This window comes from Luminiphilus sp. nBUS_07 (assembly GCF_051201685.1).
Lineage (GTDB): Bacteria > Pseudomonadota > Gammaproteobacteria > Pseudomonadales > Halieaceae > Luminiphilus.
The window spans coordinates 945,664-959,411 of the sequence record NZ_CP179213.1 but is presented as its reverse complement, the minus strand read 5'-3'; the positions used below and the strand labels follow the sequence as shown (position 1 = coordinate 959,411).

At 52.8% G+C, this 13,748-nt stretch carries 16 protein-coding genes; 6 read left to right on the top strand and 10 right to left on the bottom strand.

Features of this window, described 5'->3' with window-relative positions; all coding sequences use genetic code 11:
- Nucleotides 1-774: a class I SAM-dependent methyltransferase gene (locus ACMAZB_RS04350; protein WP_435219552.1), complete on the bottom strand. Its 774-nt coding sequence runs from the start codon at nt 772-774 to the stop codon at nt 1-3.
- A gap of 2 nt (nt 775-776) precedes the next feature.
- Complete coding sequence (locus ACMAZB_RS04345) at nt 777-1,889, bottom strand: hypothetical protein (protein ID WP_435219551.1); 1,113 nt, start codon at nt 1,887-1,889, stop codon at nt 777-779.
- Between the two features lie 59 nt (nt 1,890-1,948).
- On the opposite strand from ACMAZB_RS04345, the gene ACMAZB_RS04340 reads away from it, so the two are divergent.
- Together ACMAZB_RS04340 and ACMAZB_RS04335 are read left to right on the top strand one after the other, a co-directional pair.
- Entirely contained in the window at nt 1,949-2,455 is a 507-nt protein-coding gene (locus ACMAZB_RS04340) for a hypothetical protein (protein ID WP_435219550.1), read from the top strand.
- Nucleotides 2,448-3,362 (top strand): lysophospholipid acyltransferase family protein, encoded by a 915-nt coding sequence (locus ACMAZB_RS04335; protein ID WP_435219549.1) that lies wholly within the window; start codon nt 2,448-2,450, stop codon nt 3,360-3,362. The genes ACMAZB_RS04340 and ACMAZB_RS04335 overlap by 8 nt, the downstream gene beginning before the upstream one ends.
- On the opposite strand, the gene ACMAZB_RS04330 is transcribed toward ACMAZB_RS04335, so the two are convergent.
- Genes ACMAZB_RS04330 through dapA form a run of 3 tightly spaced genes read right to left on the bottom strand, consistent with a single transcriptional unit; the run spans nt 3,287 to nt 5,996 of the window.
- The gene (locus ACMAZB_RS04330; protein ID WP_435219548.1) at nt 3,287-4,087 is read right to left on the bottom strand and encodes an MBL fold metallo-hydrolase; all 801 of its coding nucleotides are present in this window, start codon (nt 4,085-4,087) and stop codon (nt 3,287-3,289) included. The two genes, ACMAZB_RS04335 and ACMAZB_RS04330, sit on opposite strands and share 76 nt — an antisense overlap.
- Nucleotides 4,087-5,121, bottom strand: a complete 1,035-nt coding sequence (gene bamC, locus ACMAZB_RS04325) for an outer membrane protein assembly factor BamC (protein ID WP_435219547.1) — start codon at nt 5,119-5,121, stop codon at nt 4,087-4,089. Before bamC ends, ACMAZB_RS04330 begins: the two co-directional genes overlap by 1 nt.
- Before the next feature lie 2 nt (nt 5,122-5,123).
- Nucleotides 5,124-5,996, bottom strand: coding sequence for a 4-hydroxy-tetrahydrodipicolinate synthase (gene dapA, locus ACMAZB_RS04320; protein ID WP_435219546.1), 873 nt, complete (start codon nt 5,994-5,996; stop codon nt 5,124-5,126).
- A gap of 87 nt (nt 5,997-6,083) precedes the next feature.
- Here dapA and ACMAZB_RS04315 point away from each other — a divergent pair, with 87 nt between their 5' ends.
- Nucleotides 6,084-6,608, top strand: a complete 525-nt coding sequence (locus tag ACMAZB_RS04315; RefSeq protein ID WP_435219545.1) for a DUF3806 domain-containing protein — start codon at nt 6,084-6,086, stop codon at nt 6,606-6,608.
- Between the two features lie 297 nt (nt 6,609-6,905).
- Here the strand turns inward: ACMAZB_RS04315 and ACMAZB_RS04310 are convergent, their stop codons facing one another.
- From ACMAZB_RS04310 to wrbA, 4 genes are read right to left on the bottom strand one after another with little or no spacing between them, the layout of a single operon-like run.
- Nucleotides 6,906-7,616, bottom strand: a complete 711-nt coding sequence (locus ACMAZB_RS04310; RefSeq protein WP_435219544.1) for an NUDIX hydrolase — start codon at nt 7,614-7,616, stop codon at nt 6,906-6,908.
- Complete coding sequence (sppA, locus tag ACMAZB_RS04305; protein ID WP_435219543.1) at nt 7,616-9,451, bottom strand: signal peptide peptidase SppA; 1,836 nt, start codon at nt 9,449-9,451, stop codon at nt 7,616-7,618. Before sppA ends, ACMAZB_RS04310 begins: the two co-directional genes overlap by 1 nt.
- Nucleotides 9,452-9,453: 2 nt before the next feature.
- Nucleotides 9,454-9,828 carry a DUF2069 domain-containing protein gene (locus tag ACMAZB_RS04300; protein WP_435219542.1) on the bottom strand — a complete coding sequence of 125 codons (375 nt, stop codon included), beginning with the start codon at nt 9,826-9,828 and terminating at the stop codon, nt 9,454-9,456.
- Nucleotides 9,828-10,436 carry an NAD(P)H:quinone oxidoreductase gene (gene wrbA / locus ACMAZB_RS04295; protein ID WP_435219541.1) on the bottom strand — a complete coding sequence of 203 codons (609 nt, stop codon included), beginning with the start codon at nt 10,434-10,436 and terminating at the stop codon, nt 9,828-9,830. Before wrbA ends, ACMAZB_RS04300 begins: the two co-directional genes overlap by 1 nt.
- 116 nt (nt 10,437-10,552) lie before the next feature.
- Here wrbA and ACMAZB_RS04290 point away from each other — a divergent pair, with 116 nt between their 5' ends.
- On the top strand, nt 10,553-11,809 hold the full coding sequence (locus ACMAZB_RS04290) for a YihY family inner membrane protein (RefSeq protein ID WP_435219540.1): 1,257 nt from the start codon (nt 10,553-10,555) through the stop codon (nt 11,807-11,809).
- On the top strand, nt 11,806-12,219 hold the full coding sequence (locus ACMAZB_RS04285) for a TlpA family protein disulfide reductase (RefSeq protein WP_435219539.1): 414 nt from the start codon (nt 11,806-11,808) through the stop codon (nt 12,217-12,219). Before ACMAZB_RS04290 ends, ACMAZB_RS04285 begins: the two co-directional genes overlap by 4 nt.
- Before the next feature lie 184 nt (nt 12,220-12,403).
- Here ACMAZB_RS04285 and ACMAZB_RS04280 read toward each other — a convergent pair whose 3' ends face one another.
- Complete coding sequence (locus ACMAZB_RS04280; RefSeq protein ID WP_435214746.1) at nt 12,404-12,901, bottom strand: 6-pyruvoyl trahydropterin synthase family protein; 498 nt, start codon at nt 12,899-12,901, stop codon at nt 12,404-12,406.
- Nucleotides 12,902-13,035: 134 nt separating this feature from the next.
- Here ACMAZB_RS04280 and ACMAZB_RS04275 point away from each other — a divergent pair, with 134 nt between their 5' ends.
- Complete coding sequence (locus ACMAZB_RS04275; protein WP_435219538.1) at nt 13,036-13,746, top strand: SDR family oxidoreductase; 711 nt, start codon at nt 13,036-13,038, stop codon at nt 13,744-13,746.
- Nucleotides 13,747-13,748 lie beyond the last annotated feature (2 nt).

Sequence of the window (13,748 nt, the reverse complement as noted above, 5' to 3'; positions counted from 1 at the left end):
CTAGAGTGCATAAACATCAAACCGCACAGCCTTCCCCTTGATGGTATGTGACGGCTTTCGAAGATCAAGTGCGGGCGATTTCAAAGGGCGCTTAACAACGACACGCCGCACGGGTTGTGACATTGCCCAGGCAAGCAGTTGCTCGTCTTCGTTTTCCAAACTGCCGTGCAGTGCCTGCAATACACTGAGATCTTTCTTTACCGCGGCGGACCCTCGACGTTCAGTAAACATGGGATCCAAGTAGATAACCGTTTCTTTTGAAGTGTTGTAATTGCGACTGTCTCCGGGTTGCAGTTGCATCCGAGAGCACGCCAACTGGACCGACGCAATGGCAGAAATCGACGCTCGTTCCAGCGCCTGCTCAAGCATGAAAGCTAGCACCGGGGATCTTTCAATTAGAGTGACAGAGCACCCGAGGTCAGCTAAAACGTAAGCATCCCGCCCTAACCCGGCGGTCGCATCTAACACCGATGGCCTGACGTCACCCTTGACCCCTACGGCCCTACCCAACAGTTCATTTTGTCCGCTCTTACGTCGGTGCTGAAGTCCTGGGGATGCGAAATCTACCCGCACCGGGCTCGCCTGCTCTGATGAACGCTTTTGCAGCCACAAATCATCGTGATCAACAAAAAGGGCGACGGGAGAAATCACCTCATCAGCACGGCGCGCCACCCGACAGCTCAACTGATCTGCAATACGCTGTGCGATCGACCATGCCCCAGCAGTCGCAGGTACAACTGTACACGCTCCCAACGTCGCTTCAGTCTGACTCAAGGCTAGCGTACCCCTAGGCTCAAATTTTCATCGGCCAGCTCAACTTCAAGCTCCAAATTCAATGCCTCAAGAGTCATGCCGTGCTTATCAATCATCGACAGGTTCTGCAAAGCCCCCTCCTGAGAGGTCACAGCTCGAATATCCGCCAGAGACTGCCCTGCTATGCGCAGTTTGTTAAGCTCTTTCAATTCAGCAATGGCCTGCGCCACGAATTCTTGCGCGCCATAAACGCCATCACGATCGGGCAAATTCGCTCGAAAATCACCCAAAATAATCTGTCCGGCTCGTGCAGACTCGAGCATTCTAGCCAGAGTAATGGTGACATCTCCCACGATGTAGCTCAAAACTGAGGGGTTTACACCCTCAGCCTGAAACAACTCGTAGTGGCTACCAATATGAAAAGCGGATCGAATGACCGGCACTGTATTCCCCGACGCTTGCCCTCTGGCTACCGCATTATCAATTAAGATCAGCAGCAAAAAAGACAACATATCTAGATCGGGGTAAGCGCCCTGATCGCGATTCCAAACATAATATCCATCGCCGGTGGTAGTTCTAGCGAAATTCACATCGACGCCCTGACGCTGCAGCTTGTTGTAGGCTGAGTTCATTGAATAAGACAGGGAATTGAGTTGGCTCGCCTGCTCAAAAGGGGTGTAGAGGGAGAACTCAGCAATGTCAAAAAGTAGCACCGCACGAGAGCCGACATAGCTGATTCCATAGCTTGAAATAATAGCGTCGGCCGCCGCTAGCATCTCGGGGTCTTCCCCCAAAACGCCATCGAGCTTTATGAAACTGGTAGATACACCCAGTCGCTGGGCAATACTAAAAATCTCCCCGTGACTCTTCAGGCAGGAGCCTCCAATAACCGCACTCACAAACTGCTCTTTTTCCGCCAGCTCACCGCTGCGCTCTCCCGCGGTGAGGTTACCCAAAAAGTAATGGGGGACCATCAGTGTCAGCACACCCTTTGGGTCAGGTGCCCAGCACAGCACCATATTCTGCCCCAGGCGCCAATGTTTGCGCAGTGATTGCTCCAACTGTTTTAGTATCTGAGCCCGTTGAGACCCTGACTCACCCTGGCGTCGGCGCAATTGACCGGATTTATCTACCATAACTGTGTCTCAAGACCCTCGTTCTTGGCATTATACGTGGTCACAGTCAGGAGTCGCCCATGTATCGCATCTGCTTGCTCTGCTTGTTGCTCGCCGCTTGCCAGAATTATGACGTTACGTTAAACGATCGTCAGGTCTACGGACCCGCTCGACTATTCACGGATTTTGAGGTCGCCGACGAGGCATTACAGCGGTGTATCGAGCAACGTATTGCGGATGAAAATATTGCGGATCCTCTCAAACTAAAGGCGCTCAACTGCAGCAATGCCGGCATTGCCTCGTTAAACGGGCTCGGTCAGTTTGCTGGCCTCACCCAGCTCAAGCTCTCTGATAACCGTATACGCAACCTTGTGGAATTGGGACAGCTTTCGGGTGTTGAGTCACTGTGGCTCGATAACAATGTCGTGGTCGATCCTGTGCCCTTAGCGCAACTCACGAAACTCCAGCTACTAGATCTGACCAACAATCCAATGCTGCAATGCCCCAAAGTCGGCCTGCTCGATTATGTCACCACCCTAACGGTGCCCGAACACTGCCATGGGGCTTCCGAAGGACAAAATGATTAAATCAATTTACTCGGCACTAGCTCGGCTGCCTCTAAAGTGGCTTTATGCCGCGTCCTCAGGCGGAGCCTGGTTACTGCAACATGTATTCCGTTATCGGCGGAAAGTCGTAGAACAAAATCTCGCCCAAGCGTTCCCCGAGTGGTCCACAGCGGAAATCAAGACAACCCGCAAACGGTTTTACCGAAACCTGTGTGACACCGCCGTCGAAATTATTGCTGGATCGCGGCAACCACTGACTTTTTTTGAACAGCACCTAGAGGTCGTCAACCCAGAATTACTTGCCGAGTTAAGCCAGCAGGGACAACAGTCGGTTTTGGTGATGCTGGCACATCAGGGCAATTGGGAGTGGATGCTCCATCGTGCCGCCGCGCTATATGAAATGCCTATGGCATTTGTTTATAAGCGACTTCACAGTGAAGCTGCTGACGCGTTCAGCCTACAAGCCCGTAGGCGGTTTGGCGCAACTGCGATTGAAATGCGTGACACTGCGCGAAATATTATTCGGCACCGTAGAACACCACGATTAATTTACATGCTCGCTGATCAATCTCCAGGGTTGCGTGAGCGCGTCCACATCACCACGTTTCTCAATCGAGAAACCGCCTTTTTTTCAGGCGCAGCTTCGCTGGCTAAGGCAACTGGCTTCCCCGTCGCCTTTGCGAAATGTCAGCGCAAGAAACGAGGATATTTTGAGATTGAAGTCGTTGAAATTACTCGGGAACCCAAAGCGGTAGAAGAATCATGGATCATTGAACGCTATGCCGAACTCACCGAGGCGGCGATTCGCGCCTACCCGGAAGATTGGCTATGGAGTAACCGTCGCTGGAAGCATCAAGCACTGACCGCTTCGGCGAGTGCAAAGTCCGCATTACCAGACACCGATAACCACTCGAAGCCGGAATCCTGACAAGCGAGATGAACCGCCGCTTGATGGTGACTAGCCGCAGCAGCAAGGGCTGCCAAGGCGTGCTCTTTGCTATTGTTTTTAAGGCTTAAATGCCCAGCCACCAAAACTTTCAATCGGTGATTATCAAGTCTTTGTAGCAACTCCCTGGCCTGATTGTTATTCAAATGTCCAAAGTCACCGGCCACACGTCGCTTTAGAGACGCGGGATAAGAGCCTTGCATCAGCAACTCAAGCTCGTGATTAAATTCTAGTAGCAGGGCATCGCAGCCAGAGAACGCTTCAACGAGGTGCGGAGTAATACTGCCTAAATCGGTCAGCAGCCCCAGAATTCCCCCTGTAGCTTCAAACCGAAACTGCACCGGCTCTCGGGCGTCGTGAGGCACAGGAACGGCCAGAACGTGAACCGACCCTATCGTAAAATCATCACCCGCGTTGATCAAAACCTGCTGAAAAACGCCAGATAACCGGCCGCTGGCGGCGGTGCCGTGGGTGCAATATACGGGGGTTTTGTAGTGTCGTGAGAAACTCGCCACTCCGCCACTGTGATCCCCATGCTCGTGGGTCACAATAATGGCATCAATGTCTTCAGCGGCAACATTTAATCGCTGCAGGCGACGCTCGGTCTCCCTGCGAGGAAAGCCGCAATCAACTAGGATCAGCGTCTCCTCGGTGTTTACCAAGGTCGCGTTACCCTGGCTACCACTACCCAGGGAAGCAAATCGCATCAGTTGATAGTGCCTTTAATCAATGTCAGCAAGGCTTGCTGGTCTCTGCGCTCAACCGGGCCACCGTCCTCACCCATGAGCGAAATGACCATTCGTGACTCTTCTACCGAGGCGACCTTTACAAGGAACTTTTGGTTGGCAAGAGGATGGGCGTCTTCTCCGCCCCACATCCAGTCAAACCAACCGCTTTCGTCTTCTTCCTGAGGACCCACAAAGGTCAGATAGAATACGCCCTCGGTACGATCTTTATCGTCAATGGCAAATCCCGCTTCAGGCAGAGCTTTGTTCATGGAAGCCCAAGCGCGGTTGAAAGGCAGACGCAATATCAAACGCGTCGCAGTCTCACTGTCTTCTAGCGTGACGCGCCCCTCGTCACCCATCGCCCTGTCCGCCATCATTGAAACAGGAGCCGCCTCGGCGCTGTTGGCAATGAATTGGGCAATGTTGCGCAGCATCTCCGACTCAAGCTCAAGATCATCGGATATCGCCGGCCAGGAGGTATCGCTGCCCGATTGATTTTGTTGCAACACGTGAAGCTCTGACGTATTACGCTGAACACCCGTGTCCACTCTGAACCGGAATCGCGTGGGTAACGCCCTGTCTTGTAGAGTGACGAACTGTGTATCTATCAATCCAGATTCAGCGTCAGAGGCAGCCACAGCAATCCCCGAGGCTGTGAGAAACCCCCGCACTTGTGGCCAAAGCTGCCCAGGGGCTACCGCGACAAGAGCCCAGCTTTCGTCAGCCAGGCGTTGAATGCGCACCGTCTCGTATTGATTGGAACCGGTCAGCGGAGTGGGTCTGGGTACCTCAAACTCACTCTCTAATAAAAAGCTCTGCTTGACATCAGGGATCGGGTACGTGGGATCGAGCGCTTCGGTTGAGGCTGTCGCAGGTACTGAGATAACCGCCAACTCTGGGGCGTCTTGGTATCGGTCGGTGTTATCCGGGAACAAACCATCTTCACCATAAATCCAGCTGCAGCCCTGAAGCAGCAACACGGGTAACGCGAGCACCAAGCCATACCTTTTCATCGTTAGAGTCCCGCCTGCCGGATTGCCTTTAAAACTGTGTCTTGATGCGCTGAAGACATTGCCACTAATGGCAACCTAATGCCATCGCTGATCATTCCCAACTCTACCATGGCCCATTTCACGGGGATGGGGTTGGCTTCGATAAAAAGCGCATCATTTAATGCGCTGAGCTCTGCGTTAATTTTCTGTGCCCCCGGGTAGTCACCGGCAATGGCCAAGCGACAAACTTCCGCAACTTTGCTCGCCGCGATATTTGCGGTCACCGAAACGTTGCCACGACCACCCGCGCTCATCAAATCGAGGGCTGTCGCGTCATCTCCAGAGTAAACCGCAAAGGTGTCAGGTAGTTTTGAGATTAAGGCCTTCCCACGCTCGACATCGCCCGTGGCATCTTTGAGCCCTGCAATATTTCCCACCTCACTCAGCCTGAGAACGGTCTCATTACTCAGATCGACACCTGTTCTTGATGGCACGTTGTAGAGAATGATGGGAATGTTGACAGCTGCCGCGACCTGGCAAAAGTGGCGATAAAGCCCTTCCTGCGGCGGTTTGTTGTAGTAGGGAGTGACTAACAGTGAGTATTCGGCACCGGCTGCAGCCGCAGCCACGGTCAATTCAATGGCTTCATGAGTAGAGTTAGACCCGGTGCCCGCAACCACAGGTATTCTGCCGGCAGCTTGCTCCACAGCGAACTGAATAACGTCAATATGCTCACCCATGGTGAGGGTCGCACTTTCACCGGTAGTGCCCGCAATACCCAACGCCGCCGTACCCGCCTGAATGTGGTACTCGATCAACGTAGCGAGACCTTTTTTATCGATGGCGCCATCGGGCGTCATAGGTGTTACCAGCGCAACGATACTTCCGGTTATCATAGTGCTTCATCCAAAGGCATTGTTGGGTTTTGTACTTTGATCATGATCGCGCAATTATCCACTTCGAGAGTTTCGATACAACTTAAAGTGAGACAAATAATTCTTCACTTTCTGTTGTTGTTTCTGTCGGTTACTGCTGGTCCCCAAAGTTGGGCCCAGAACGCCATCATTTCGCCCAACACCTTGGATCGACGCATTGAACCTCTGAGCCCTATCGACCAACAGTTTATGGCTGCACAGCGCTCTAACGTCGAAACCCTGGCAAACCAACTGGGCCAACAATTAACGGGGATTCCCCATCGGGATCTTGCCACTCTTCAACGTATTCTCGAGCTCGGTTTAATCGCCCCCGATGACAAATTAGAACTGCAAGCCCTTGGCGTAGTACTTGGAGATCTCCTCGCCGGCGAGCTTAACATGAATTGGGTCGTTTACCGTGATCGAGCAGGGCGCACCCGAGCGCTGCAATATGGCAATAGTGAGGTGTTTCTCTTCCCTGTCACCATGATCTCAAGACGTTGGGAGGTGGGCCACCAACGCCCCGTTGCAGATATTTTCGACACCAATGTCGCCACAACACGCGCAAAATTGCCGGGAGCCAATTGGCGCTGAGCTATCCTGAGTTGCGTTACTCCGTCATGAAGTATTGAAAGCGCGATCCTGCGTCAAAAACCATCTCACCGGCGTTAGCAAAACCACCGCCCACTTAGCTAAAACGTTGTGACCACGAGGGAGTTGCCGTGAAACCTGCCCTATCACTGCCCAAATTGTAAAACGAAGGACTCTCCACTAGCGCCTAATATACGAAGGCCTCTAGCTCTGAATGGCCAGCAAGTCATCATTTCTGAAGCGCGCCTGCCGACCCAGCGTAGAGAGAGGGCCCGACCAAGAAAACTCGAGCTTTGGTCGCTACTGGTGATGGTCAGGCCAGGGAAAATCCCGTCGATAGGAAAACACACCTTGATGCATGGTTGTTCGGTGACGAACCGTCGAAAGACTCACATCAGAGGCCTCATACCCTGAGTCGCCCGGATACAAGAACACGTGATCCTCTCCCTGTTCTAGAATTCTCGGGAAAAAATAAGGCGGCTGTCGACGCTTAACGGCCTTCACAAGATCAGCCAAACTTTCGTACTCGGCCACGTCAGTCAGTGATACCAAGGTTGGCGGTGGCACCTTTAACGTCCCTGCCGCCTGTTCCGCTATCGCGATATCGGGCTTTACCCAGCGATACTCAACGATTTCACTACCATCGACCACGACTGAAGTGTTGCCGCTTTGCGGGGCCAGAAAAAAGTAGGTATCAAATCGATACTTGACCACTTCAGGAGTCAACCACCGTGAAAAATGGATGATGGGTTCCGACCCAACCTCGAGCCCCGTCTCCTCATGCAGTTCTCGTATCGCAGCGCTATTAGCTCTAGCAAGAGCGTCTTCACCGGCATCAGCTTCATCGACCTTGCCGCCGGGAAAAACCCAGGCACCTGCCATAACCTTAAGCGCAGGGTTGCGCCGTAACAGCAGCACCTCTAACCCATCAGCTCCATCTCGAGTTACGATCAATGTCGCTGCCGACCGGGCGGGTGTGGCCTTATTTTCTAAGTCGGCTTTCTCAAACATCAGAATCCACCACACTCAAGGCAACGCAGATACATACTGGCAGGATCCTGCAAGCTATCGGACAGCCGGATGAAAGGCGCTAGTTGCTGCGATAAACGATTTAGCACAGACCTGCCCGGCAGCTGTGCCTGACCCAGCCCCCTTCCCACTTGCTCAAAGAATCGCTGCTCAGGACTTATCGGCGTACCAATGTAGAGGGTATCGAAGTCCTCAACTTCGGCGAGACCTGCGGCTGCATCAAGCGCGGCTTGCAGGCCACCTAAACTATCGACCAGCCCCACTGTGAGGGCATCCTCTCCGCTCCAAACTCGACCGCCAGCTACGGCATTTATCTCGTCCCAGGTTTTGCCACGTCCCGCAGCCACCAAAGTCACAAAGTCGTTATAAACATTGCTAATCATGCTGTTGATAATACGACGCCCAGTATCGCTCACTCCGGTATCCAACCTGGCCGCCGTCGCAAGACTGGACGTGCTGACACCGTCGGGAGTGACTCCTGCCCATTGATAGAGTTTCTCTACCGTGGGGAACGCCGCAAATACGCCAATGCTGCCCGTGATGGTGCTGGGATGTGCCCATATTTCGTCCGCATCGGCGGCAATATAATAACCACCAGAGGCCGCTACCGAGCCCATTGACGCGACAACCGGAAAATCAAGCGCTTGTATCTCTAGGATTTTCTGGCGAATGACTTCTGACGCAAACACACTGCCACCGGGAGAGTTAATACGCAGGACAACAGCGCTCAAATCCGTTTGCTCAAGTGCTCGCTCTAGCTGCGCCACTACCGTGTCAGAGCCAGCAAAACCGCGACCGCTCTCTCCGGGGATTAACTCGCCCTCGATAGGGATAACCGCTATGCGCGGTTTGGTTTCCTCAACCTCATTTTCTGCCTCACGGGCGGCCAAATAGTCATTGACCGACACAGAAATCCAGTGGCCGTCGTCATCCGTCGCACCTACCCAGTCGGCCAACATTTCATCCCTTCGACTGTGAGTCGCTAGCTCATCGACAAATCCGGCTTCCAACATCAACGCAGCAGCATCACCCCCCGCTATCTCTAATCGATCAGGAAATTCATTAATGAATTGATCAACAAACCCCGGCGCCATCTCTCTAGGTGCTTCCACCAGCCCCGTGTAGGCGCTCCAAACATCACCCAACCATTGACCCACGACCTCTCGTTCAAGGTTAGACATGTCGTCACGAAGGTAAGGCTCAACCGCTGATTTACTCTCGCCTACCCGAAACACGTTCATTGTCAGATAAACGTTATCGAGCAGTTCGCGTACATAATTTCGATACACCGCAAACCCAGAAACCTCTATACCTCCCTCTGGATGTAGCAGAACATGGTCAGCCTGAGAGGCCAACAAATATTGGGACTGAGAGTAGTAATCGCCTATCGCTATGACGGGTTTCCCCGACAACTGGAAAGCTTCAACCGCCGACTTTAATTCTTGAACATGACTGATTGAAGGTCCGTTTAGTGCCTCAAGGTCTAGAACTAAGGCCGTAATACGATCGTCCTCGGCGGCTTCTTTTATTGCTTTTTTGACGCGAAAAACCAGCACTTCCCCAGCGCCGTCTTGCATCAATGCTTCGATGGGCTCTAACGGCGAAGGGTTTTCAACGAGCTCGCCGTTGGGGTTGATCACCAGTGCCGCATGCTCTGGGATTGGGTCAGGAGCGACCTGATTAAAAGCCACAGCAATAATCACCACAACGTAGAGAGTCACCGCAAGTGGGACTAGCGTCATTACGGCCTTATTGAAGAGGGATAGGCCGCGCCAAAGCCCTTTGAAAAAACCGCGTATATAACGCCAAACCACCATGACTACTTCTCCATAACTTCGGGCGTTTGTTGCCGCCTCAGCTCTCGGCCTCGAAAGCGGATGTAGAGGGCCGCTACCAAGAATAAAATCACCTGCAAAAATACACCGGCGAGGGCGACCCCATCACCGGGTCTTGCAAAGGCGGTCTGCACCGCTAAAACAAAGTATCCCAGGAGCACAAAGGACAGCCAAATTAGACTGTGCAAGTTATCCCTGAGAACCCAAGGGACAAACACTAAGAGGGGCACCACCTGCAGAATCAACAACTGAACAGGCGCCCCAAAGCGGGCGTCGAGTACAATTTGTTGCACAATCACCAGCGACCAAGAAAGCCACAGCGCCCACCAAATTTTTCGAGTCGTAGAACCACGTGCCATCACAGTATGGAGTCCGTCGCTAAGGCTATCGTTGCCACGCGCTTGCCCAAAGCCTGACACAGCGCGCTTTCATGCTCATCAAGTGGTCGCTCATTATTCTCACCGGCCCAATGACTAGCGCCATAGGGTGTGCCCCCTCCCGTTGTTTGACGCAAACCCGACTCACTGTAAGGGAGCCCTGTCAGTATCATCCCGTGATGCATTAACGGCAGCAGCATACTCAGCAACGTGCTTTCCTGACCGCCATGCAAACTGGACGTTGAAGTGAAAACGGCTGCAGGCTTGTTAATCAGGGCCCCACTTAGCCACAGCGATGAAGTTGTATCGATAAAATGCTTTAACGGCGCCGCCATATTGCCAAAGCGAGTGGGACTTCCCACTACAAGGCCTGAACATTGGCGCAAGTCATCCTCCTCGCAATAAAGGGGACCGCTATCGGGAATGTCGGGGGCCCGCTCATCGATGCTAGTCGCGACAGGGGGTACGGTCCGCAAGCGCGCTTCAATACCCGAGACTTGGCTTACACCCCGCGCTATCCGCGATGCCATTTCAGCGGTCTTGCCACCGCGGGAATAGTAGAGCACCAAAATATAGGACATCGATTTCATAGTATTCTTAAAAAAAAGGATGATAGCTGATTTACAGGCATCGCCGCCCTGCTAAGCTTAATGAGGGACTGTTAACTCGGTTACGTTACCGAACAACCACCACACGAGCGCATAGTATGACAGAGCACTCCCCAATACAGAACGCCGTGGATCGCTGTCGGTATTTGCTGCAGCGCTATCAAGATGACCGCTGCTCTGAAATAGCTGCAGCGCTGGTTTACATGAGTCTCTTTGCCCTCGTGCCGCTACTGACCTTAGTGTATTCCATATCAACGGCGATCCCCACTGCCACCGATATTCAGGCGCAACTGCAGCAGTTTCTGGTCGATAACCTGCTTCCCGAGGCCTCCCAAGACGTGGCGAACTATCTCACCAGCTTTTCCGAGCAAGCAAAGAATCTTACGGGCGTCGGTATTGCGATTTTGGCAACCACGGCGGTGCTTATGTTGCGAAATGTCGAGCGAGCGTTCAACAACATCTGGCGCAACCGTGAAAATAGAAATGTCGTTTCGAGTGTTCTGCTGTATTGGGCAGTGCTCAGTTTGGCACCGATCCTCATCGGTCTCGGCATAGGCATCAAGGCCTATCTCTTTGCGGCCGCCCACGCTGTGGAGGGGATCGATGTGCTGGGCGTTTCATCCGCCTTACTTTCACTCCTCCCCTTTGTCTTAGGGATACTTGGCGTAACGGCACTCTACATGGCGGTTCCCAACTGCGCTGTGCCCTTTCGACACGCTATTTTTGGAGGCCTATTTGTAGCTGTCACTTTTACCGCCGCGAAAGCCCTATTTACCGCAGCCATAGCCAATTCCAGTTACGCACTTATTTATGGGGCGTTCGCAGCCGTACCTATCTTTTTACTGTGGCTCTACATCACATGGACCATCATTCTTTTGGGGGCCATTGTTGTGCACAGTCAGGCCTCCTATCAGACAGCTGCGCAGGCGCAGCGCCCAGTCGTACTCAAAGCTCTCGATGTTCTTTATTTATTATGGCGCGCTCAACTGAAGGGCTACACTCTTGGGGAGCTCAAAATACTTAGCGACCGAGATGTTATAGGTGATGGTCTAGATAGCGACAGCTGGCGCCACATTCGAGATTCACTCATGGCAGCGAACCTCATCACTCAAACGCTTCAGGGTCACTACATACTCAGCCGTGACCTGCACCATGTCCGGCTCATAGAGATCAAAGCCCTCATCAACCAAGAGTTGGAGGTTCCTGTCACCTTAGCGGTTTGCAAGCCCTGGCAAATACGTGCGAACGCATTACTCAGTGAGCAACGGCAGGTTCAAAGTGAGGTTTTGAGCATATCCCTACAGGAACTTTTTAGCACGGCGGAGGGCGACAGCGCACTGTCAGAAACTTTATGAAGCGCGTACTGGCAATCATGTTGCTGCTTGCGGCAGGCTGTGATGGTCAACCAACACAGTCACTACCTGCAGAAGGACAGTGGCGACTGGTTAATTACTGGGCGCTTTGGTGTACCCCCTGCCGCGAAGAAATCCCCGAGCTCAACCTTGTTGATAAAGCCCCAGATATTACGGTTTTTGGTGTTAATTATGACGATCAAAAGGGGCCCAAGCTGAGCCAACAACGCTCAGAAATGGGCATACTCTTTGCCAACTTACCCCAAGATCCTGCCTCGGCCCTAGGTGTTCCGCGCCCGAGCGTGCTTCCAACAACACTGATTGTAAGCCCTGAGGGCGCCCTAGTTGCCACCTTAAAAGGCCCACAAACCGCGCAGTCACTCAAACAGCTACTCGACGAGCTGGGACGCTGACCCCGAAAAAAAGTAAAAAAAACGCCGGCGATTAGCCGGCGAAAAAGGAGCCACTCAAATCGGGGCCCCCCCTGCATCGCAGGAAAGGGGCTAGCAGGATGTTTCCCTTACGCCATCCCCGTGGTGGCGCCATCACTGCAGCTATTAATTCAGACCCCGGCGACAGCAGAAAAGTTCATTAATACTATGATTTATTTTTACCAGCTTCAGTCCACAATGCAGAGCCTGTCTGTCCTGGCCCCGAAGAAACCCCCACTTCGACCTCAACCAGACCTTCACCCTCACTCAACATCATCAATTTATCCAACAGATAATGCGCCAACTCCTCCACGGTGACATTGACGACGGGCAACAACTGGGTCTCGTCTTGTAAAAACTTCAAGGTTCTGCCCGCAAAGGTCACCCAATATTCGTCTTCATGCTCCTCGATGGTTTGATAGGGTGAGTTACCAGCCACCAACATGTACTCGTCAAGGGGCTTGCAGAGATCGGCAATTCGACGCTTGTAAACGTTGTAATCCGCAGAGAATCCATTGCTCCCCATGGGCGCCACAATGCGAGCTGAAACTGAGTAGTTGTGCCCATGCAGCCGCTCGCGGTCGGTGGCTGTGAAAATCGTGAAATGCGCCGCTGAAAACTTGTGCGCTTCCTTGTCGATGTAAAGTGTAGTCAAACGATCCATTGTGGACTGCCAGATTTGTGGGGACAGTGTATGGTGGGGTCTGGTGAAGCGGTTAGCAAGCCAATAGAGAGGTTTGCCATCCAGCTGCTGCAGACCTGCGTACCGATCATAGAGGATTAAGGAAAGCCACCAGCATGACACAAACCGCCATTATCACGGGAGCCAGCTCGGGCATCGGAGCTGCTGCTGCGGCCCTGTTTCTCAATGCAGGTTTTGCCGTCATCAACATTTCTCGCCGCCCCTGCCCTGTGAGCGGGGTGACGGATTTGTGCGGTGATTTAAGCGACCGAAAATCGGTTCAAGAGCTGACAAGTTCATTGTCAGCGCATTTGAAAGATACGCAGCCCGAATCAGTGTGCTTGGTTCACAACGCTGCATTGATGCTCAAAGACACCGCAGACGACACCGATGATGCGTCCTTAGCAACCGTCCTTCAGATCAACACCCTCGCCATTAACAACCTCAACCGCGAGCTCCTGCCGCTGATGCCCAGCGGCTCTAGCGTATTATTTGTAGGGTCAACGCTATCTGAAAAGGCTGTCAAAGGCGCCTTTAGTTACGTCGTGAGCAAACATGCACAGCTAGGAATGATGCGTGCCACTTGTCAGGATTTAATGGGCAGAGGGATCCATACCGCTCTAATTTGCCCTGGGTTTACTGATACCGAGATGCTGCGCAATCATATCGGTCAAGACCAAAAAATCGTTGAGGCTATCAGTTCCATGAATAGCTTTGGGCGGCTTGTTGAACCTGAGGAAATTGCTCGCTTGATCGTTTGGGCGCACAGCAATCCCGTGATAAACGGTGCCGTGTTGCACGGAAATCTGGGGCAAGTAGAGCATTAATC